Here is a 20,428-nt window from a genome sequence, read left to right on the forward strand (position 1 = left end):
CTCACCCCCTCGCCGCGCATCGCCCCATACGCTGGACCGATGGAACCGATCCCCCGCTTCTGGGCCGCGCGCACCACCACCGTCCCCACCCCTCGCCGCGGCGAGGTCCCCGTGGACGTGTGGGGGTGGTCGGACCGCTCCCGCGAGGACGCGCTCTCGCGCGCCGAGCGACGGGCGCAGGAGCTCGCGGCGCGCGGCATCGAGGACTCCCGGGCGGCCGAGTACTACCCCGGCCGGCCCGTGCGCGAGGAGATCCTCGAGGAGGTGCGCGGCGACGACGGCGCGCTGCTCGCCGTGATCACCCGCAACCGCTACGGCGCCGCCGTGCTGAACACGGACGCCGTGCTCATCGCGGATGTGGACCTGCCGGCCTCGGCGCTGGCACGGGGCCGACGAGGATCCGGGCGCGGTGCGGGCCCGGCTGCGGGCGCGGGCGGGGAGCGCCCGTCCCTGCTGGGGCGCCTGTTCGGCCGACGGGCGCAGGCGCCCGCCGCTGCGGGTGACGACGCGAGCGTCGGGGCCGCGGCGCGCCCGGGGACCGGGCCCGACGACGCGCCGGGCGTGACCGATGCGCTCGACGCGACGCCCGAGGCGACGGCCGTGCGCGAGAGGGTCGAGGCCTTCGCCGGGGCCCACCCCGACTGGGGCGTGCACCTGCACCGCACCGCCGCGGGGTTCCGCGTGCTGATCAGCGGGACGGGCGCTGCGCCTGCGAGCGAGCAGGCCCGCGGCATCCTCGACGAGCTCGGCTCGGATCCGCTGTACGTCAGGCTGTGCGCGGCGCAGGGCTCCTACCGGGCGCGGCTCGCGCCGAAGCCGTGGCGGGTGGGCCGCGCGGCGCTGGGCGTGCGCTGGCCGGCCGAGGGCCGGGCAGCCGACGAGTACGCGTCATGGGTGCGGGACTTCGAGTCCTCCTGCGCGGGCAGCGCTGCGTGCCGGCGCGTCTGGTGGAACGGCGTCGAGCCGACGAGCGATGCCGAGCGCCGACTGCTGGCCCTGCACGACGAGCGCTCCGGCGCCGATTCCGGCCACGGGCTCGCATGAGCGCCGACGAGCGCGCGGGTCGGAGCGGACCCGACGGACCCGCCGGCCCGGAGCGGAGCACCGAGCGTCTCGACCTCCACGTGCCGCGGCTCTCCGACCTGCCCGAGCTGCACGCCCTGTACGCGGATCCGCGGGTGTGGGAGCACTTCCCGCAGCTGCGGCACACGGACGAGCGGGACACGCGCGCGATGCTCGAGCGCTGGATCGCCCAGTGGGAGCGCGATGGCCTGGGCACCTGGATCGTGCGCCGCCGCGGAGAGGACGAGCTGCTGGGCAATGCCGGCTGCTCGCTGCGCGGAACGGTCGACGAGGCGGCGCAGGGCGCGCGATTCTGGAACCTCGGCTACCGCTTCCGCCCGGAGGCGCAGGGGCAGGGCTTCGCCCGCGAGGCGGCGCGGGCCGCGATCGAGGCGGCCCGCGCGGCAGCCCCCGACGTGCCGGTGGTGGCCTTCCTGCTCGAGCACAACGAAGCCTCCGCGGCGCTCGCACGGCGCCTGGGACTGGTGCAGCGCCACCGGGGACCCGATGCGGGGAACCCCGATCCGTCGGCGATCCGGCTCGTCCTCTCCGACCGGGAGCTCAGCGACGAGGAGCTGGTCGAGACCCTGCGGTGAGCGTCCCGTCCACGTGACAGGGTCGACTTTCAGTCGCCGAGCAGCGCGAGAGGGACGACGGCGACCCCGTCCGCGCGCCGGTAGGCCTCGGGTCCCGTGGTGAGGACGACGAGGTCGGCGACGTCGTCCCCGAGCTTCTCCCGCAGCCACAGCAGGTGGCGCACGTCGTGGTCGTCGACCGACCTCGCGAGCTTCACCTCGATGCCCACGATGCGCCCGTCGGGCCCTTCGACGATGAGGTCGACCTCGCGATCTCCGTTCCGGGTGCGCAGATGGCCCACGTGCGCATCGGCCGCAGTGGCCGACGCGCGGACGGACAGCGTGGCGAGCGATTCGAACAGCGGTCCCGCCATGTGCGCGCCCCGCGGGCCCATCAGCGTCTTCGCGCTCATCCCCAATGCCCTCAGAGCGAGGGCGGGATCCACGAGCTGGTGCTTGGGGGCCTGCTGCAGTCGCCCCAGCGAGATCCGTACGGGCTCCCACGCGGGTACGGGGTCGAGCACACACAGCTGCGTCAGATGCTCTCGGTACGCGATCGTCGTCGTCTTCGCCGGCTGCGTCCCGTCACCGCCCGTCGTGGCATCCATGATCTTGGCGTACGCGGTGGTCGACGACGACGCCGCCGCATAGGCGGCGATCCATCGGCGAAGCACTTCCGGGCGTCGCACCTTCAGTCCGACCTCGGGAAGGTCTCGATCGATGACACTCAGGAGGTAGCTGTCCAGCAGGACGCGTCCGGCCCTCCCCTCGGCCCCCATGACTCCCGGGAAGCCGCTGCGCGAGAGGGCCTCCGCGTAGTCGGCCGTCGTCCAGCCCGTCTTCCCGGTGACCTCGGCGTCCCCCTCGCCGTCCATCATCGCTGCGAGGCTGATGGTCGGCTCGACGACACCTCTCTCGTGCAGTGCCATGGGCCGCATCCGGAGCGAGACGATCCGGCCCGCACCGCTGTGCGTCCCCTGCGCAGCGGACTCCGAGGCACTGCCGGTGAGGAGGAACCGGCCCGGGCGTGCCCCGGAATCCACTTGACGCCGTACGACGTCCCACACCTCCGGCAGCCATTGCCACTCGTCGAGAAGGACCGTGCCCTGGTCACCGTTCAGCAGCGACGGATCTGATGCCAGGAGCTCGCGCTGCGCGGGATCATCCAGCAAGTAGGTGCGGGATGCCCTCCGCAGGGCGGTCGCCGACTTCCCGACGCCTTTGGCCCCGTCGATCGCGATCGCGGGCAACGAAGGCATCAGCGCGTCGAGCGAACTGTCGAGACTTCGTCGTCTGTATCCCACGACTTCCCCCTGACGTGCGCATCTGACGCCACAAGGCCGCGCGTACGCTACCTTCAGCAGGAACTCTACGCTACCTTCAGCACGAACTCGACGCTACCATCAGCACGAGAAGGATCTGCAGGACACCCGCGCAGGAGCGAGCCCCGCTCCACCAAGTTTCCGGGCACCCAGGCGTGCATCCCGGCTCGCCATCCTCATATCTTCGGCGGCGCTCAGTGCCGCCGCACGGCCGCTCACCCGCCGGTGAAGCCGCCGCCCCCGGGCATGTCCTTGAAGCGCGAGTAGTGGCCCTCGAAGGCCACCGCGATGGTGCCCACGGCGCCGTTGCGGTGCTTGGCGAGGATGAGGTCGGCCTCGCCGGCGCGCTGGGACTCCTTCTCGTAGTAGTCCTCGCGGTGGATGAGCACGATGAGGTCGGCGTCCTGCTCGATCGAGCCGGACTCGCGCAGGTCGCTCATCATCGGCTTCTTGTCCTGGCGCTGCTCGCTGCCGCGGTTCAGCTGGGAGATCGCGATCACCGGGACCTCGAGCTCCTTGGCCAGCAGCTTGAGCGCACGGGAGAACTCGCTGACCTCCTGCTGCCTCGACTCCACGCGCTTGCCGGAGCTCATCAGCTGCAGGTAGTCGATGACCACGAGCTTGAGGTCGTGCTTCTGCTTGAGCCGGCGGCACTTCGCGCGGATCTCCATGAGCGACATGTTCGCGGAGTCGTCCATGAACAGCGGCGCGTTGCCGATGCGGCTCATGGCGCGCGCCATCGCCTGCCAGTCGCGGTCGTCCATCGAGCCGTCGCGCATCTTGCCCATCGGCACCTGCGCCTCGGCCGAGAGCAGACGCATCGTGATCTCGGTCTTGTCCATCTCCAGGGAGAAGATGACGCTGGTCTGGCCGTTGTGGATCGACGCCGAGCGCAGCACGTCCATGCCCAGCGTCGTCTTCCCCATCGCGGGGCGGCCGGCGAAGATGATCATCTGGCCGGGGTGCAGGCCCTGCGTGATCTCGTCGAACTCGGAGAAGCCCGTGGGGATGCCGGTGACCTGGCCGCCGCGGTTCTGCGTGGCCTCGATGACGTCGATGGTGCCGCCGATGACCTCGGACAGCGGCAGGAAGTCCTCGCTCTGGCCGCGCTCGGTGACCGCGTAGACCTGCGCCTGCGCCTCGTTGATGACCTCCTCGACCTCGCCGCCGTCGGCCGCGTAGCCGAGCTGGACGATGCGGGTGCCGGCCTCGACGAGGCGGCGCAGGGTCGCGCGCTCCACGACGATGTCCGCGTAGAAGCCGGCGTTCGCGGCGGTGGGGACCATGTCGATGAGGTCGGCGAGATAGGCGCCGCCGCCCACGCGCTGCAGCTCGCCGCGCTTGGTGAGCTCGTCGGAGACGGTGACCAGGTCAGCGGGCTCACCGCGCGAGTAGAGGTCGGTGATGGCGTCGAAGATGACCTCGTGCGCGGGGCGGTAGAAGTCCGAGCCGCGAGCCTTCTCGACGACGTCGGCGATCGCGTCCTTGGACAGCATCATCCCGCCCAGCACGCCGCGCTCGGCGGCGAGGTCCTGCGGCGGGGTGCGCTCGAGTCCGCGATCGGGGCCGGGTTCGAAGGCGTCGTTCTGGGTCACCGGGACAGTCTAGGGAAGAGGGCCGACGCCGCCCGACGGGACTGTGGATCCACGCGGCTCGCGTGTGGAGTCGCACGCCGCCCTTCCCAAGTCTTTGATCTTTCCACTACCGTGGGCGGCCACCGCCCGACGCCGGACGCTCGCCGCGGCGGGCGCGGGCGCGGGTCGACCCCCGCATCCGACGGAAGGACCCCTCATGGCCACCTCCACCGCACAGCGCCACTCCACCGCACGCGACCTCGGCCTGCTCGTCGCCCGCATCGTCCTGGGCGTCGTCTTCACGGCCCACGGCATCCAGAAGATCTCCGAGTGGGGACTGGACGCGACCGCGCAGAACTTCGCGGGCATGGGCGTGCCGATGCCCGAGCTCGCCGCCCCGGTCGTGGCGATCCTCGAGCTCGCCGGCGGCATCGCCCTCATCCTCGGCGTGCTCACGCCGTGGGTCGGGATCCTGCTCGCGATCGACATGCTGGTCGCGGCCCTGCTCGTCCACGTGGGCTCGGGCGTCTTCGTCGACGGCGGCGGCTGGGAGCTCGTGGGCGGCCTCGGCGCCGGCGCGCTGGCGCTGGCCGCGACCGGCTCCGGCCGCCTCTCGCTGGACCACCTCTTCGTGGGCCGGCGCTCGGGCCGCCGCTCGGCGCGCGCCTGAGCCGCGCTCGCGCGACCACGCGAGCACGCGACCAGCACGCGACCACGCGACCAGCACGCGACCAATAGGACGACGGCCGACGGGCCGACGGCCCATCGGTGACGTCCACGGGGCACGATGGGTGCGGAGCGATCCGCGCTCCTCGTGCCCCATCGCGTTGCAGGAGGTCCCGTCCCATGGCAGGTTCCGCACGATCCGAGCAGCCCGGCGAGCCTGTGCCCGCGACCGCATCCGCCCACGGGGTCAGGCCCGCCCGCGTGGTCGTCGTGGGCGGGACGGGCACGATCGGCGCGAAGCTCGTGCGCCTGCTCGAGGCCGACGGCCATGAGGTGGTCGTCGCCTCGCCCTCGACGGGCGTGGACACCGTGACCGGTGCAGGACTCGAGGAGGCCCTGCGCGGCGCGGACCTGGTGGTCGACACCTCGAAGCCCCGCTCCTTCGCACCCGAGGCCCTCGAGGCCTTCTTCACGACCGGGATCCGCCGCCTGCTGGGCGCCGAGCACGCCGCGGGCGTGCGCCATCACCTCTCGCTGTCCATCGTCGGCGCCGACCGTGCGCCCGACGTGCCCTTCTACCGGGCCAAGGCAGGCATGGAGCAGGAGGTCCGCGACGGCGGGATCCCCTGGACGATCCTGCACGCCACCCAGTTCTTCGAGTTCGCACGCGGCATCGCCGAGGCCGCGGAGCGCGCGGACGACCCGGGCGGGCCCGGCTCCACGACCCTGCTCCCGCCGATCCAGGTGCAGCCGATCGCCGGCGACGCGGTCGCCGCGCACCTCGCCCGGCTCGTCGCCCGGATCCTCGGGGCCGACCTGGACAACCTGGCCTACAGGACCGACGGGACGGACGCGACGGACACAGATGACGGGACCACCATGGCCCTCGGCGGCGACCTAGATATCGCCGGTCTCCACCGGATGTCCCTCGCCGCATTCGTGCGCACCGCCCTCGGGGACGACGCGCCACCGATCCTCGAGTCATCCCGCGCCCCCTACTTCGGCGGCCTGATCAGCGAGGACACCCTGCTGCCGGGCCCGTCGGCCCGCCTGATCGGCCCCTCTCTGAGCGAATGGACGAGCACGGACCGCGGCGTCTGCTAGGTCACGAGGAGCGCGCACGGGTTTGTGCCCGGCGCGCAGCGGCGGCACGATGGCGGCCCGTGAATGCCACCCAGCACCCGGACCGCACTGAGGCGGTCCCCTCCGCAGCATCCGGCGATCCCGCCGCCCCGCACCACGGGGGCCGCACGTTCTTCGGACAGCCCTGGCCGCTGATGAACCTGTTCAGCCTCGAGATGTGGGAGCGGTTCAGCTTCTACGGCATGCAGGGGATCCTCGCGATCTACATGTACTTCGCGATGACCCAGGGCGGTCTCGGGATCGACCAGGGCGTCGCGACCTCGATCGTCGGCGCCTACGGCGGCGCCGTGTACGTGTTCTGCATCGTCGGCGCCCTCGTCTCCGACCGGCTCATCGGTCCCCAGCGCACCCTGTTCGCGAGCGCCGTCCTGATCATGCTCGGCCACATCTCCCTGGCGCTGCTGCCGGGCGTGCCGGGCCTGGTCACGGGCCTCCTGTGCGTCGCGATCGGCTCCGGCGGGCTCAAGGCCACCGCCGCGACCCTCGTCGGCTCGCTCTACGCGGTCGACGACCCCAAACGCGACGCCGGCTTCTCGCTCTACTACATGGGCGTGAACATCGGCGGCCTGCTCGGACCGCTCGTGACCGGCTTCCTCCAGCAGAACTGGGGCTTCCACCTGGGCTTCGGCGCCGCCGCGGTGGGCATGGCCGTCGGCCTGGTCTGGTACGTCCTCACCCGCGACTCCCTGCCCACGAACGCGAACCGCGTGCCCGACCCCCTGCCCCGCTCCCGCTTCGCCCTGTGGGGCGTCATCGCCGTGGTCGCCGTGCTGCTCGTCGTGATCCTGGTGCTCGCCGGCGTGATCAACCCCGGCAACCTCGCGAACATCGTGGTGGGGATCTCCGTGGTCGCCGCGATCATCATCTTCGCGATCATGCTGACCAGCTCCAAGATCACCGCGACCGAGCGCTCGCGCGTCCTCGCCTTCATCCCGATGTTCATCGGCACCGCCGCGTTCTTCGCGCTCTTCCAGCAGCAGTTCACGGTGCTCGTCGTCTACGCCGACGAGCGGCTGAACCGCAGCATCTTCGGCTGGGAGATGCCGATCTCCTGGCCGCAGTCCTTCAACCCGCTGTTCATCCTGCTGCTCGCGCCCGTCTTCGCCGCGCTGTGGACGAAGCTCGGCCGCCGCCAGCCCGGGACACCGGTGAAGTTCGCGATCGGCATCCTGCTGGTGGGCGTCGCCTTCCTGCTGTTCGTGCCGATGGCCCCGGTCGCGGGCGTGCCGGTGCTGTGGGTCGCGCTGATCCTGCTGGTCGCGACGTTCGGCGAGCTTTCGATCTCGCCCGTCGGCCTCTCCCTCGCGACCCGGCTCGCGCCCGCCGCGTTCCCGGTGATGATGATGGCCCTGTACAACCTGGCCGTCGCGCTCGGCACCGCCCTGTCCGGCTCGCTGTCCACGCTGTACTCGGTGGACCACGAGGTCGCCTACTTCGGCATCACGGGCCTGGTCACCATCGCGGTCGGCCTGATCATGCTCGCGATCGCGAAGCCCGTCACCCGCGGCATGGCCGGGGTGCACTGAGCCGACCCCCGACGGGTCAGGTGCGGGGGATGCCCGCCGCGTAGGCGGCCTGGCCCACGTGCTGGGCGGCGTCGTCGATGACGCTCACCAGCCGCGCGCCGCGCGTGACCGGCGGGTCCCAGGCGTCGTCGATGACGGCGCCGAGCTCGTCCTCGGAGAGGGTGCGCAGGTAGGCGATGAGCGCGTCGGTCGCGGCGCGCACGTACTCGGCGAGCAGAGCGCCGTCGGTGACGACGACGGAGTGGGCCTGGTCGGCGCTCTGGCCGTAGCCGACGGCATCACCGAGCTCGCCGAGACCGAAGCGCTCGCGGAAGCCTCCGCTGCGCCAGACCTCCTGCTCGCCGGAGAGGTCCGCGAGCTGCACGTCGATCTCGCGCCCCGTGTGCCACAGCAGCCAGGCGATGGAGTTCGGGTGGCCGCCGGGATGCTGGACGAGCAGCTCGGGGGTGAGTGTGGGACGCAGGGCGTCGACAGCGTCGGCCGGGCGCGACGCGGCGTCGATGAGGATGTCGATGGCGTTCATGTCCCTCACGCTACGCCCCGGGTCCGACGGACCGGTGAGCGCAGTTCCGACGGTCCGGCGGGCCGGGTCCGACGTGCCGGCGAGCGCGGTTCCGACGGCCCGGCGGGCCCGGTTCCGCGCGGTGCGGGACGGGGACGACGGGCGGTCCGTCGGCCGATCAGTGGGGGTCGGACGGGAGCGAGGGGCCCGCGTGGCGGGGTGCTCCGCCCGATGACCAGTGGGCGATCTCCTCGGCGATCCGCACCGCCTCGTCCTCGCGGCCCAGCTGGCGCCAGGCGCGCTCGGCGCGGCGCGCGGCCTTGAGCGCCCGTGAGCGGTCGCCGCGGGCGGCGAGCATCGCGGCGTGGCGGTCCTCGAGGTAGGCGCCCCAGTAGGAGGCGCGCGCCTCGTGTCCCTCGGGCACCCACTCCAGGGTCGCCATGGCCTCGCGTCGGGCCTTCTCGTACGGGGTCCGGGTCTTCGCGGCCGCTTCGTCGGCGCCGCCGGTCCTGCGGGTCCCGTCGGCCCCATCGGCCCCGCGGGTCCCATATGTCCCGCCGGTCCCGCGGGGAGTACCGGGAGTGCCGGCGTGCCCGTCGCCGGCGTCGGCTACTGCCCTGAGTTCGGCGGCGGCGCGCAGGCCCTCGGCGATCATCGCGCCGATGCGGGCGTCGGCCTCGTGGTCCCAGAGCAGCGCATCGGGCAGGCTGCCCGTGCCGCGCTCGGAGCGGACGCGGCGGACGACCTCGCGGGACGCGGCGGCGGCCTCCGTCGGCCGGCCCAGGTCCAGGGCGTGGCGCAGCACGAGGGCCTCCGCGTCGAGCTCGGCACGGATGAAGCGCGGCCGCTCGGCGAGCGGGGTGAAGAGGTCGTCGGCGACCCAACGGGCATCTGCGGCGGCGAGACGGAGCTGATCGAGCGCCTCGAGACCCTGCCCCTGCTCATGGTGCAGCCGAGCGAGCAGACGCGTCGCCTCGAGGCGCGAGCGGCGGTCGCGCAGCTGCGCGCTCAGCGACTGCACCTCGCTGAGGGCGACCATGGCGCCGTCGTAGCGTCTGGCGGCGACGCGCTGCGCGCCGACCGCGAGCAGCGGCTCGATCCTCTGCTCGTCGTGCGGAAGCGTGCGCGTGAGGGAGGCCAGGCGACCGGCGGTGAAGGTCGCCTGATCCTGCAGGTCGCAGCGCACGAGTGCGCGCAGCAGCTCGGTGATGAGGCCGACGCGCAGCGGCGGGTCCTCGACCTCGCGCAGACCCTCGAGAGCGGCGAGCGCATGGCCGACGGCCGCGAGCGGGTTCTCCTCGAGCAGCGTCCGGGCGAGCACGGCGTGCGCGGAGACGGCCACGCGCGCGGCATCGGCGAAGCCGCCCTCGCGGGCCTCGAGCCGGGAGGCCTCGTCCAGGACGTCGAGGGCGAGGCGCGTCGCCTCCGGCAGCCAGCCGATCGCCTCGAGGTCCTGCGCGTAGCGCACGGCGAGCAACGGCCCTGGATCGTCCACGAGCGGCACCTGCAGCTCCGGCAGGGCGACGAGAGCCTCGCGCAGCGCGCGCTGCTCGACGTCGACGGCGCTCGGCCTCGGCAGCTCGAGGCAGCCGACGACGGCGAGCAGACCGGACGGGATCTCGTCGCCGTCGCGCCGACGGCGGCGGCGACCGTGAGCGCCCGCGTCCCCGGAAGCATCCGCCGCTGCAGGGGACGACGCGACGGCATCGGTGCGGCTCGACGCCGCGGATCCATGGCGGGTCGGGGCGGCCAGGTGACGCAGGTGGGCGCCGAGCACCTCGAGGGTCGCGCCCGCCTGCTCGGGGGCACCGGCGTCCTCGATGGTCCGGACCATGTCCCGCACCAGCCCCTGCAGGGCGATCAGGTCCTGCGGGCCCGTCCGATCCTGCTCGGCGTGCCCCCCACGCGCAGCGAGCTCGCCCTGCCCGGGGAGATCATCGCCCGCGCCTCGCTCCTCGTGCGCGGCGAGAGCCGCGGTGAGCTGGGCCCGCAGCAGCTCCAGCCGCTCCGACGGCGGCGCGGGGACGTCGCGGAACCGCTCGGCGACGTACAGGGCCTCGGCGAAGCGCTCGGCGTGGACCAGGTCGCGCACCCGGACGGCGGCCTCGCGGACCCCACGGGGCGGCGGCAGCGGCGTCTCGGGGCCCCGCAGGGCCTCTCGCAGCCGGGCCAGCGAGGGCACCTGCACCGGGACCGCCGAGAGATCGGGGACACTCTCGCCCGCACCGCCGGGTCGCGCGCCGCCACCAGGTCGCGCGACGTCACCAGGGTGCGCCGCTCCGGTCCCGGAGGACGCGGAGCGGGGAGCTGTCATGGGGGCAACTTACCAAGGAGCGCCGCCCAGGGTCTTGTCGGGAAAGGCGTCGACGGGACTCGCGGACGGGGCGCACGCCACCTCCCACCCCGTGTCCGCTTCGTCCGGTTCCGTCGGTGCGCCGTGCCGCGGCGCGTCGGCCCTCGTCAAGGGCGGATCACGCGGGGTCGGGGCGCCCCCGCGCGCCACGTCGGCCGCTCACGGGGCCGACGGGTCTCCTAAGGCCCTGCCCGCCCCGACGTGAACCCGCTCACAGCGCCGCCCTGGATTCCCACGAGCACCCGGGCGTCACTAGGATGGATGGGCATCCGCTCCCCCGTGGAGCCCGGGTCCGACCGCCGCAGCCCGCCGCGACGGCGTCCCGGACGTTCCGGCGACAACCGATGCTTCCGCGGCCCATCCCCTCGCGCGCCAGGAGGTTCCAGCACCCGTGAGCGCTCCCGCACGGCGCGGCTCCAGCACCCGAAGCCGCACCCCACGCCCGACGCCGCGCCCCGTCGCCTATCACGACGACGCGCCGCGCGAGGGCACGCGCGTCTTCTCCGACGGCTCCGTCGCCCCTGTGCTGCGCACGTCCTTCGACGTCAGCGCCTACACCATCGAGGTGCCCGGGAAGATCGACGTCGACGCCGAGGAGATCGCGCGCACCGCCCGGGAGCTCACTGCGGATCCGCACGGCATCGGGGCCCGCGACCTCGAGGACCTCCGGCGCGACCTGGCGTTCCTGCACTCCCTGGAGTCCACCGCGCTCACCGAGACCCGCACGATGTACAGCTCGTGGACGGCGAACGAGGCCCGCATCACCGCGTTCCTGGCCAGCTGGCTGTGGGAGCGCCACTGGTGGGCGCACGCCCTCCAGGAGATCGTCGAGGCCCTGCCCGGCGGCGGGCACGACGCCGACCGGCTCCACCTCCCGCATCCGCGCCTTCCGCACCCTCATCTCCCGCATGCCGCCGCCGCGCTGCGCCACGCGTACGTCGAGCGCGCGCTGCCGATCGTCGGCCCGGGATGGACCTGGCTGGCCGGCGAGAAGGTCACCGCCGGTCACATGGCGCGCATGGCGATCCAGGAGGGCGGGCTGCGGGCGGCCGTCGACGCGCTCCTCCCCCGCGCCGCGCAGGTGCCCGAGGCGGGCCGCGTGCTCGGCGAGCTGCTCGCGCGTCGCACCCGCACCATGGAGTTCTTCCGCCTCGAGGCGATCGCCCGGATCACGCGCTCGCGCGGCGAGGCGATCGCCGCCCGCGCGGTCCTCGCCGTCGGCGGCGACCCGATGCGCCCCGCCGGGCAGCACCTGCCGGGCGAGGAGACGGTGCTCCCCAGCATCTTCCGGCGCGCCTCCGACCGCGCCGCCCTGCGCTCGGCCCGCTTCGAGATCACGCGCCTGCTCCCCGGGCCCGACCTGCACGGTCTGCTCGGCCCGGCCCGCGCGATCCGTCGCGGCGTCGGACGTGCCGGCGGCGTGGTCGCGCACGCGGGCGGCGTCGTGGCGCAGGCGGGCGGGGCCGTCGCCCACGCGGGCGGTGCCGTCGCCCACGCGGGCGGTGCCGTGGCGCAGAAGGACGCCGGGATCGTGCAGCAGGGCGTCGGACGAGCGGACGGAGGAGCCGATGGCATTCGACCTTGAGAAGTTCGCGGAGACCTCCGAGCCCGTGGGCTGGGACGACCTCGACTTCGACACCTTCGAGACCCAGCCGCTGGACGAGCCCACCCTGCGCTCCCTGCGCTACATGTGCGACGTCGAGTACCACACCTCCTGCTACCTGCGGGACATGCTGGTCACGCCCTCGCGGCGCGAGCACGCCACCGGCGGCTTCATGACCGTGTGGAACCGCGAGGAGTTCTGGCACGGCGAGGCCCTCGCCGCCGTCCTCCAGCGCCACGGGATCGTCGTCGACTACGACGAACTGAAGTCCAAGCGCGTCAAGCTGGGCTGGACGCAGGCGCTCAGCCCCCTCAAGCAGTCCGCGCTCTCCAACCTCGCGGGCACCGATTTCGTGGCCGTGCACATGACCTGGGGCGCCGCGAACGAGCTCTCGGCCGTCGCCGCCTACCGTCGGCTCTCCGCGATGACCGACCACCCCGCCCTCAGTCCCCTGCTCAAGCGCATCGCCCAGCAGGAGACCCGGCACGTCGCCTTCTACACGACGCAGGGCCGCGAGCGCCTCGAGGCCTCCAAGAAGGCGCGCCTGGCCACCCGCCTGGCGCTCTCGAAGGCGTGGCGGCCCGTCGGCTCCGGCGTCATGAGCGACGACGAGGTCGTGCACGTCATGGGCCACCTCTTCGGCGGCCGCGGCGAGGAGCTCGACGCCCTCGACAAGAAGATCCAGAAGCTGCCGGGCCTGGACGACCTCACCATCTTCCGCAACGCCTTCGGACGGATGGGCATCGCGATCTGACCGGTGGTGGGCTCGCGGGAGGGCCCACTCCACCTGCCTGGGGCCCCGTCATGGCCTGCGCCGAGCACGGTCGGCGCCCCGCATGGTCCGCGCCCAGCATGGTCGGCGGCCGGCACGGTCGGCGGCCGTCATGGAGCGGCGTATACGGGACATCTCTGCCGTATACGGCAGAGATGTCCCGTATATACCGGTCGGTGACAGCAATGCGATGAGGCGCACCCCGGATGAGCCCGATGCGCGACTGTGCGGGCGTGCGGCTGTACGGCTGTGCGCTGCTCGCGCCGCTGGCCGCTGGCCGCTCGCCGTCGGTCCTCCCCATACCCTCTTCGTCCACATCCGGGCTGTCCCGCCCCCGCGCCCGGGACGCTGCTGGTGGCATCACCCCATGAAGATCCCCGGAGTCATCCGCAAGTCCCGGCTCCCGAGCATCGAGCCGGACCCGAACGTCCGGCGTCGACTGCTGCGCGACGGCGCCATGCGGTCCGCGGGCCAGTGGTACGTGACGCCCGAGGCACCGGACGACCTCGTCGCGCTGCTCGAGATGGACATGCGTCCCACCTGTCTGGACGCGGCGGCGCTGCATGGCCTCTGGGTCCCCGTCGGGCACGGCGTCCATGCGTTCTGCCCGCGGGTCACGTCGGCTCCCGCACCGCCGCCGATGCTGATGCAGATCCGCCGCAGGATCGATCCGAGGACTGGGCGACTCACCCCACCTCCGCAGCCCGGGCCCGGCGAACCCCGGCGCCCGCTGGAGCCGCTGATCCTGCACCGGCCCAGCCTGCGCACCTGGCCGGACGACGACCCGGTCCCTGACATCACCCTCACGCTCGAGCACGCGGCCCGATGCCTGACGACCCTCGACGTCGCCATCCTCATCGAGTCCGCGCTCAACAAGGACGTGCTCAGCCGGCGACAGCTCGACGGCCTGCTGGCCGGACTCCCCCGCAGGAAGCGCGCGTCGCTCGGCCGGGTCCGCTCGGACGCCCAGTCCGGCACCGAGACGGCTGTGCGCTGGTGGCTCGAGCAGCGCCGTGCGCCCGTCCGCACGCAGGTGCGCGTGCTGCCCGGCATACGTGTCGACATCCTCATCGGCACGAATTGGGTGATCGAGTGCGACAGCAAGCGTTTCCACGACGACCCAGAGCAGTACCGCGAGGATCGTCGGCGCGACCTGGCCCTCGCCGCTCTCGGCTACAAGGTCACGCGGCTGACCTGGGAGCAGGTGTTCCTCACCTGGGACAGGACCTCTGCCGTGCTCATGACGCTTCTCCAGCGCCGTCTGCACCGAAGGGCCCTGCCGATGTGACGGACAGGTTCGCGCTCGATCGAACTGTGCGGGGGCCCGCACCTCGGCAAGGCCGCGTCCCCGTCAGGGCCCGGCTGCGACCGCGCCCGGCCGCGACACGGCCCCGGGCGCGACAGCGCGGCGGGTGTCGTGGAGCGGCGTATGCGGGCTCTCTCTGCCTTATTTGGCAGAGAGAGCCCGCATACGCCGTTCGCCGACATCGACGAATCCACAGCAGTCGACCCGCACCCGCCTCGCACCCGCCCCACGGCGGGACCGGCCGCCCCACGGCGGGGCCTTCCCCGCTCAGCGGCGGAAGCGGTTCCGGATCCTGCGCAGCGGACCGCCGCGTTCCGACGAGCGTCGGGCTCCGGCCGACCCGGACTCCGCGCGACTCTCATCTGCGCCGCCACGGCCGGCGGCGTGCGCACCGATCTCCCCTGAGGGAGCCGCGTGCGCGGGGCCGGGAGCCCGGTGCGAGTTGGCCGAGGTGTTGGAACCGGACGACGCGTCGGCGCTCGGTGAGGCACCGCCGGCCGCCCCGTCCGGCGCGGTGCCGGCGGGCACCTCGGCAGGCGAGGCAGGGGAGACCGGAACAGATGCCGAGTCCCCTGCCGCCGGGAAGCCGACCGACCGGGTGGACGCCGCCCGGGCCGAGGCCGCAGTATCGGCCTCCGCCGCAGGATCATCCGTCGCGGTGCCCGTCCCGGACGACGAGGCCTCAGGACCCGCCGAGCCCGGCGCCCCTTCCGACGCCGCTTCCGACGCCGTTTTCGCCGCCGCGCCCGACGCCGCGGGCGCACCCGCCGCGCCCGTCGTCGCGCCCGACGCCGCGGGCGCAGCCGCCGCGGCCGCCGCGCGCTCGCCGAGCTCCTTGGACTGCGCCTCGCGCTTGGCCTGGGCCTCGCGCTCCGCCGTCTCGCGACGATCGCGCTCGGCGGCCTCGCGACGCAGGCGGCGACGCTCGCCCGGGCCCTCGGTGAGCCGGTAGAGCACCGGCACGATCACCAGGGTGAGCAGGGTCGACGTGACCAGGCCGCCGATCACGACCACGGCCAGCGGCTGGGAGATGAAGCCGCCCTTGCCGGTGATGCCGAAGGCCATCGGCAGCAGCGCGAAGATCGTCGCCGCCGCGGTCATGAGAATCGGCCGCAGACGCTTGGCGGCGCCCACGTGGATCGCCTCGTCCAGGGCCATGCCCCCGCGCCGGTACTGGTTGACCAGGTCGATGAGCACGATCGCGTTGGTGACCACGATGCCGACCAGCATCAGCAGGCCGATCATCGAGGGCAGCCCCAGCGGGACGCCGGTGAGGACCAGCAGGCCCAGCGCGCCGGTCGCTGCGAACGGGATCGACACCAGCAGCACGAGCGGCTGCACGAGGGACTTGAAGATCCACACCAGCAGGACGTACACCAGCAGGATCGCCGCGAGCATCGCGATGCCCAGCTGGCCGAACGTCTCGTCGATGTCCGAGGCCGAGCCGCCGAGCGATGCCTTCACACCGCTGGGCAGGTCCGCGTCGTCGATCGCCTTCTGCGCCGCCTGGGAGACCGCGCCGACGTTGTCGCTCGAGGTCGGGGCGAGGGAGACGGTGACCGTCTCGACGTTGTCCTGCGTCGCGATCGATGGCCGGGACTCCTCCTCGCTGACCTTCGCGACGTCGGTGAGCGGCAGGCCCTCGGCGAGGTCGAGGTCCTTGAGCTTCTTGAGCGTGGTGACGTCGTCCTTCTGCTCGACGTAGATGTCGAGGTCCTCGTCGTCCAGGGTGATGGTGCCGACGGAGCCGGGGTTCATCTTCTGGGCGACCAGGCCGACGACGGCCTGCTCGGTGAGGCCCTTCTCGGCGGCCTTCTTGCGGTCGACGGTCACCACGGCGGTGGGCTGGTCGCCCTCGAGGTCGCTCGTGACCTCCTTGACGCCGCTGGGGGCCGGGTCGAGCTCGTCGAGGATGGCGTCGTTCGCCTTCTTGCGGTCCTCGGCCGTCGGCCCCGTGATCTGGATGTCCACGGTGCTGGAGCCGGTCGCCGAGGTCATGTCGGCCGCCTCGACGTCCCCGGGATCCGGGAGGTCCTGCAGGGTGCGGACCATCTTCGTCTGCAGCGCCTGCTGGTCGGAGTCGGCATCGGTGGTGATCGAGAAGCTGATCTCGTTCTCCCCGCCGCCTCCGGCGCTGAAGCCGCCGCCGTCGCCGCCGGAGCCGATCGTGGTCTGCACGGTCTCGACGCCGTCGAGGTCCATGAGGGCCTTCTCGGAGTCCTTCGCCTTCTTCGAGGAGTCCGCCAGGCTCGTCCCGGCAGGCAGGGTCTGGGTGATCGAGGCGATGTTCTGCCCGGTGTCGCCCAGGAAGTTGATCTTCAGCAGCGGCGTAAGGAACACGGTGCCCACGAGCACGAGGATCGCGACGGCGACCGTGATCAGGCGCCGCGGCAGCGAGTTCAGGGTCAGGCGCAGCACGGGCGCGTAGAGGCGGTGCAGCCAGGTGCGCTCCTCGCGCGCCTCGGCGGCCTCGCGCACCTTCGCGACCTGCGCCTCGTCGTCCGGATCATCCGGCACCGGCTGCTTCTTGGGCGGGCGCAGGAACCAGTACGCGAGCACCGGAACGATCGTGAGCGCGACCAGCAACGAGCTGAGCATCGCGATCGCGACGGTGAGGGCGAACGGCCGGAACAGCTCCCCGGCCATGCCGGCGACGATCGCGATCGGCAGGAACACCACCACGGTCGCGAGCGTCGAGGCGGTGATCGCGCCCGCGACCTCCTTGACGGCGTCCAGGATGGCCCGTCTGCGGGTCTTGCCGTAGGCCAGGTGTCTGGTGATGTTCTCGATGACCACGATCGAGTCGTCGACCACGCGGCCGATGGAGATCGTGAGCGCCGCCAGGGTCAGCATGTTCAGCGTGTAGCCCGTGACGAGCATGCCGATGAACGCGATGAGCAGCGAGGTCGGGATCGAGATCGCCGTGACGAGCGTCGGACGCAGGCGCCGCAGGAACAGCAGGATCACGCCGACGGCCATGACCAGGCCCAGCAGGCCCTCCTCGGCGAGAGAGACGATCGACTCGCGGATGAACGGCGCCTGGTCGAAGACCACGTCGCTCTTCGCGTCGCCGCCGACCTCGGCCAGAGTGCTGTCGAGCTTGGAGGAGACGTCCTTGGAGATGTCCACGACGTTGCCGTCGGAGGTCGCGGTCACCATCATCACGAGCGACTCGCGGCCGTTGGTGCGGGAGATCGAGGTGGGATCCTCGGTGGTCTCCTCGACCTTCGCGACGTCGCCCAGGGTGCTGACCTCCTGCTGACCCTGCTGGCCGGTCTGGTCCGACTGGCCCTGCTGGCCGGTCTGGTCCTGGCCCGACTGGCCCTGGTCGGTCGCGGCGCCCTGGTCGGCGCCCGCCTGACCCTGCTGGCCGGACTGGCCCTGCTGGCCCGCCTGGCCCTGCTGACCCGCCTGACCCTGCTGGCCCGCCTGGCCTGCGGCGTCGCCGCTGGACGCGCCGCCGCTCGACCCGTCGGCCGATCCGCCGGAGGCACCGGAGGAGTCCGACGAGCCGGAGGACGCACCCTGCGAACTGGGCATGACGACCATGCCCTTGAGGTCGTCGATGCTGGTCATCTCCTGGCCGATGACCACGTCGATGCTCTGCTTCTTGTCGGTCACGCTGCCGCCGGGCAGGGAGAGGCCGTTCGCGTCGAGCGCCGTGGAGATGTCGTCGTCGGTGAGGCCGCGCTTCTTCATCTCGTCCTCGTCGGGCGTGATGCGCACGATCTTCTCGGGCGCACCGATCACCGCGACGGAGGAGACGCCGTCCACGCGCTCGAGCTCGGGGGTGACGCTCGTGTCGAGGCGATCGGCGAGCTCCGAGGGGTTCAGATCGGAGGAGACCGACAGCACCACGGCCGGCAGGTCGCTCGTGCCGCCGGAGATGACCTGCGGGTCCGCGCCCTCGGGCAGCTGGTCGTCGATGCGCCCGATGGCGGCGTCGACCTGGTTGGTCGCGCGTGCGGTGTCGGTGCCGTAGGTGAGCTCGACGGTCACCACCGAGACGCCCGCCTGGGAGGACGAGGAGGTCTTCTCGACGTCCTCGATGCCGGTGACCGCCTGTTCGACGGGCTTGCTGATCTGCTTCTGCACCTGCTCCGAGGAGGCCCCCGGCGAGGTGGTCATCACCTGGATCTGCGGGAGCGAGACGGAGGGGATCAGCTCCTGGCGCATGGTCGTCATCGCGAAGATCCCGATGATCGAGACGGCGATGCAGACCAGCGCGATGAACGGGCGATTGTTCAGGCTGAGCTTGGCCAGACGGTTCATGAGTCTCCTGGGCCGATGGGCCGGGACGGTCGAGCGGGGCGTGCGGACTCGGCCGACGCGGGGCGGCCATCCTCGGGCATTCGACCACAGGTCGGACATCCCGAGCATCAGCCGAAGGTCGGAGCATCGGGTGTGATCCGCGCCCCGCCCGTCGGCCCTCCGACCCCTGGCACGATGGATCCGTGCCCGACCCCTCGCCAGATCTTCCCCCCGACTCCTCGCGCGACTCCTCCCCCGCGCGGCCTCCCGAGCCCTCCCCCGCGGCGGCGCGGCGCTCGGTCGACCGCGAGATCCTGCGCCTCGCGCTGCCCTCGCTGGGCGCGCTCATCGCCGAGCCGCTGTTCGTCATCACCGACTCCGCGTTCATCGCGCGGGTCTCGACGACGTCGCTGGCCGGGCTCGGACTCGCCTCGACCGTGCTGACGACGGTCGTCGGCCTCTCCGTCTTCCTCGCCTACTCGACGACCGCGGCGGTCGCGCGGGCTGTCGGTGCCGGGCGCATGCGCGAGGCCATCGCCCGCGGGGTCGACGCCGCGTGGCTCGCCCTGATGATCGGCGCGGGCTGCCTGCTCCTGCTGGTGGTCGGCGGCCCGGTGCTGCTCCCGCTGTTCGGGGCGGGGGCCGACGTCACCGCCGAGGCCGCCGTCTACCTGCGGATCTCCGCGCTCGGCCTGCCCGCGATGCTCTCGGTGCAGGCGACCACGGGCCTGATCCGAGGACTCCAGGACGCCCGCCTGCCGCTCGTCGTGGCCGTGGGCGGAGCGCTGCTGAACATCCCCCTGAACGCCGCGCTGATCTTCGGCCTGGGCATGGGGATCGCCGGCAGCGCGACGGGCACGGTGATCAGCCAGTGGCTGATGGCCGGCGTCCTGCTGGGCGTGGTCGTGCGCCATGCGCGGCGCGAGGGCGTGGCGCTGCGGCCGCACCTGGGCTCGGTCGCCGCGACCGGCCGCGAGTCCTTCCCGATGCTCGTGCGCACCCTGAGCCTGCGCATCGTCACGCTCGTCACCGTGCTCGTCGCGGCGCGGCTCGGCGCGGTCCAGCTGGCCGCGCACCAGCTCGCGAGCACCGTGTTCATGCTGCTGTCCCTCGCGCTCGACGCCCTGGCGATCGCGGGCCAGGCCCTCACCGGGAGGCACCTGGGCGCGGCCGACACCACGACGGTCCACGCCGTGACCAGCCGCCTCACCCGGTGGGGCGTGGGCGGCGGGGCCGTGGTCGGCGTGGTGCTGCTCGCGGCGAGCTACGTGGTGCCCTCCTGGTTCAGCCCCGACCCGGCCGTGCAGGAGAGCCTGCGCGCGGCGCTGTGGGTGCTGGTCGTCGCCCAGCCCGTCGCCGGCTACGTGTTCGTGCTCGACGGCGTCCTCATGGGGGCGGGCGACGCCCCCTACCTGGCCCGCGCGGGCATGCTCACGATGCTCGCCGTGATGCCCGGTGCGATCGTCGTCTGGTTCTGGGCGCCGGCGGGCCCGCTGGGCCTGGCCGCCCTCTGGGTCGCCACGAACCTGCTGTTCATGGTCGCCCGCGCCGTCGCCCTCGGGGTCCGCGTGCGCGGGGACGCCTGGATGCGCACGGGGGCGTAGGGCGGCAGGAATCCAGCGCGGGCGCACACGGCGCACACCACGGGGACCACGGGGACCACGGGGACCACGGGGATATTCGACGATGACCAGGATCTATGACAGGAACGGGCCGTTCCTGTCATAGATCCTGGTCATCGTCTGGCGCAGGGGCCGGGGTCGACGGGCCGAA

At 72.8% G+C, this 20,428-nt stretch carries 14 protein-coding genes; 9 read left to right on the forward strand and 5 right to left on the reverse strand.

The genetic code is table 11. The features are described 5' to 3' along the window. Positions 1 to 39: 39 nt before the first annotated feature. Positions 40 to 1,044 carry a hypothetical protein gene (locus MHY49_RS07705; protein ID WP_239203446.1) on the forward strand — a complete coding sequence of 335 codons (1,005 nt, stop codon included), beginning with the start codon at positions 40 to 42 and terminating at the stop codon, positions 1,042 to 1,044. After that, on the forward strand, positions 1,041 to 1,658 hold the full coding sequence (locus tag MHY49_RS07710) for a GNAT family N-acetyltransferase (protein ID WP_239203447.1): 618 nt from the start codon (positions 1,041 to 1,043) through the stop codon (positions 1,656 to 1,658). Before MHY49_RS07705 ends, MHY49_RS07710 begins: the two co-directional genes overlap by 4 nt. A 29-nt stretch (positions 1,659 to 1,687) precedes the next feature. Here the strand turns inward: MHY49_RS07710 and MHY49_RS07715 are convergent, their stop codons facing one another. Together MHY49_RS07715 and dnaB are read right to left on the reverse strand one after the other, a co-directional pair. Then, on the reverse strand, positions 1,688 to 2,896 hold the full coding sequence (locus tag MHY49_RS07715; protein WP_255719699.1) for an ATP-binding protein: 1,209 nt from the start codon (positions 2,894 to 2,896) through the stop codon (positions 1,688 to 1,690). A gap of 278 nt (positions 2,897 to 3,174) precedes the next feature. Then, positions 3,175 to 4,554, reverse strand: a complete 1,380-nt coding sequence (gene dnaB, locus MHY49_RS07720; protein WP_200503355.1) for a replicative DNA helicase — start codon at positions 4,552 to 4,554, stop codon at positions 3,175 to 3,177. 196 nt (positions 4,555 to 4,750) lie between these two features. Here dnaB and MHY49_RS07725 point away from each other — a divergent pair, with 196 nt between their 5' ends. From MHY49_RS07725 to MHY49_RS07735, 3 genes are all read left to right on the forward strand, one after another. Beyond that, positions 4,751 to 5,203: a DoxX family protein gene (locus MHY49_RS07725; protein WP_200503356.1), complete on the forward strand. Its 453-nt coding sequence runs from the start codon at positions 4,751 to 4,753 to the stop codon at positions 5,201 to 5,203. A 176-nt stretch (positions 5,204 to 5,379) separates the two neighbouring features. Next, complete coding sequence (locus tag MHY49_RS07730; RefSeq protein ID WP_239203449.1) at positions 5,380 to 6,303, forward strand: SDR family oxidoreductase; 924 nt, start codon at positions 5,380 to 5,382, stop codon at positions 6,301 to 6,303. A 59-nt stretch (positions 6,304 to 6,362) separates the two neighbouring features. Beyond that, the gene (locus MHY49_RS07735; RefSeq protein WP_370646043.1) at positions 6,363 to 7,868 is read left to right on the forward strand and encodes a peptide MFS transporter; all 1,506 of its coding nucleotides are present in this window, start codon (positions 6,363 to 6,365) and stop codon (positions 7,866 to 7,868) included. A 16-nt stretch (positions 7,869 to 7,884) separates the two neighbouring features. Here MHY49_RS07735 and MHY49_RS07740 read toward each other — a convergent pair whose 3' ends face one another. Together MHY49_RS07740 and MHY49_RS07745 are read right to left on the reverse strand one after the other, a co-directional pair. Beyond that, positions 7,885 to 8,391, reverse strand: a complete 507-nt coding sequence (locus MHY49_RS07740) for a DinB family protein (RefSeq protein WP_239203450.1) — start codon at positions 8,389 to 8,391, stop codon at positions 7,885 to 7,887. A 157-nt stretch (positions 8,392 to 8,548) separates the two neighbouring features. Further along, on the reverse strand, positions 8,549 to 10,684 hold the full coding sequence (locus tag MHY49_RS07745; protein WP_239203451.1) for a hypothetical protein: 2,136 nt from the start codon (positions 10,682 to 10,684) through the stop codon (positions 8,549 to 8,551). A 430-nt stretch (positions 10,685 to 11,114) separates the two neighbouring features. Here MHY49_RS07745 and MHY49_RS07750 point away from each other — a divergent pair, with 430 nt between their 5' ends. The 3 genes from MHY49_RS07750 to MHY49_RS07760 all read left to right on the forward strand — a co-directional run bounded on the left by MHY49_RS07750 (position 11,115) and on the right by MHY49_RS07760 (position 14,386). Then, on the forward strand, positions 11,115 to 12,308 hold the full coding sequence (locus MHY49_RS07750) for a hypothetical protein (RefSeq protein WP_239203452.1): 1,194 nt from the start codon (positions 11,115 to 11,117) through the stop codon (positions 12,306 to 12,308). Continuing rightward, positions 12,292 to 13,080: a ferritin-like domain-containing protein gene (locus MHY49_RS07755; protein WP_152353709.1), complete on the forward strand. Its 789-nt coding sequence runs from the start codon at positions 12,292 to 12,294 to the stop codon at positions 13,078 to 13,080. The genes MHY49_RS07750 and MHY49_RS07755 overlap by 17 nt, the downstream gene beginning before the upstream one ends. Before the next feature lie 385 nt (positions 13,081 to 13,465). Continuing rightward, on the forward strand, positions 13,466 to 14,386 hold the full coding sequence (locus MHY49_RS07760) for an endonuclease domain-containing protein (protein WP_239203453.1): 921 nt from the start codon (positions 13,466 to 13,468) through the stop codon (positions 14,384 to 14,386). Between the two features lie 285 nt (positions 14,387 to 14,671). Here the strand turns inward: MHY49_RS07760 and MHY49_RS07765 are convergent, their stop codons facing one another. Further along, a complete protein-coding gene (locus MHY49_RS07765; RefSeq protein ID WP_239203454.1) occupies positions 14,672 to 18,676 on the reverse strand; it encodes an efflux RND transporter permease subunit in 4,005 nt (1,334 codons plus the stop codon). Positions 18,677 to 18,858: 182 nt separating this feature from the next. On the opposite strand from MHY49_RS07765, the gene MHY49_RS07770 reads away from it, so the two are divergent. Further along, positions 18,859 to 20,259 carry an MATE family efflux transporter gene (locus MHY49_RS07770; protein ID WP_370646044.1) on the forward strand — a complete coding sequence of 467 codons (1,401 nt, stop codon included), beginning with the start codon at positions 18,859 to 18,861 and terminating at the stop codon, positions 20,257 to 20,259. Positions 20,260 to 20,428 lie beyond the last annotated feature (169 nt).

Origin of the sequence: Brachybacterium sp. ACRRE (genome assembly GCF_022346485.1) — a bacterium.
In the GTDB taxonomy this organism is placed as follows: Bacteria; Actinomycetota; Actinomycetes; order Actinomycetales; family Dermabacteraceae; genus Brachybacterium; species Brachybacterium halotolerans.

Excerpts from the sequence above, each read along its gene's own strand:
- MHY49_RS07705 (WP_239203446.1), top strand. The coding sequence starts at position 40 with ATGGAACCGATCCCCCGCTTCTGGGCCGCGCGCACCACCACCGTCCCC.
- MHY49_RS07710 (WP_239203447.1), top strand. The coding sequence starts at position 1,041 with ATGAGCGCCGACGAGCGCGCGGGTCGGAGCGGACCCGACGGACCCGCC.
- MHY49_RS07715 (WP_255719699.1), bottom strand. The coding sequence starts at position 2,896 with ATGCCTTCGTTGCCCGCGATCGCGATCGACGGGGCCAAAGGCGTCGGG.
- MHY49_RS07725 (WP_200503356.1), top strand. The coding sequence starts at position 4,751 with ATGGCCACCTCCACCGCACAGCGCCACTCCACCGCACGCGACCTCGGC.
- MHY49_RS07730 (WP_239203449.1), top strand. The coding sequence starts at position 5,380 with ATGGCAGGTTCCGCACGATCCGAGCAGCCCGGCGAGCCTGTGCCCGCG.
- MHY49_RS07740 (WP_239203450.1), bottom strand. The coding sequence starts at position 8,391 with ATGAACGCCATCGACATCCTCATCGACGCCGCGTCGCGCCCGGCCGAC.
- MHY49_RS07745 (WP_239203451.1), bottom strand. The coding sequence starts at position 10,684 with ATGACAGCTCCCCGCTCCGCGTCCTCCGGGACCGGAGCGGCGCACCCT.
- MHY49_RS07755 (WP_152353709.1), top strand. The coding sequence starts at position 12,292 with ATGGCATTCGACCTTGAGAAGTTCGCGGAGACCTCCGAGCCCGTGGGC.
- MHY49_RS07760 (WP_239203453.1), top strand. The coding sequence starts at position 13,466 with ATGAAGATCCCCGGAGTCATCCGCAAGTCCCGGCTCCCGAGCATCGAG.
- MHY49_RS07765 (WP_239203454.1), bottom strand. The coding sequence starts at position 18,676 with ATGAACCGTCTGGCCAAGCTCAGCCTGAACAATCGCCCGTTCATCGCG.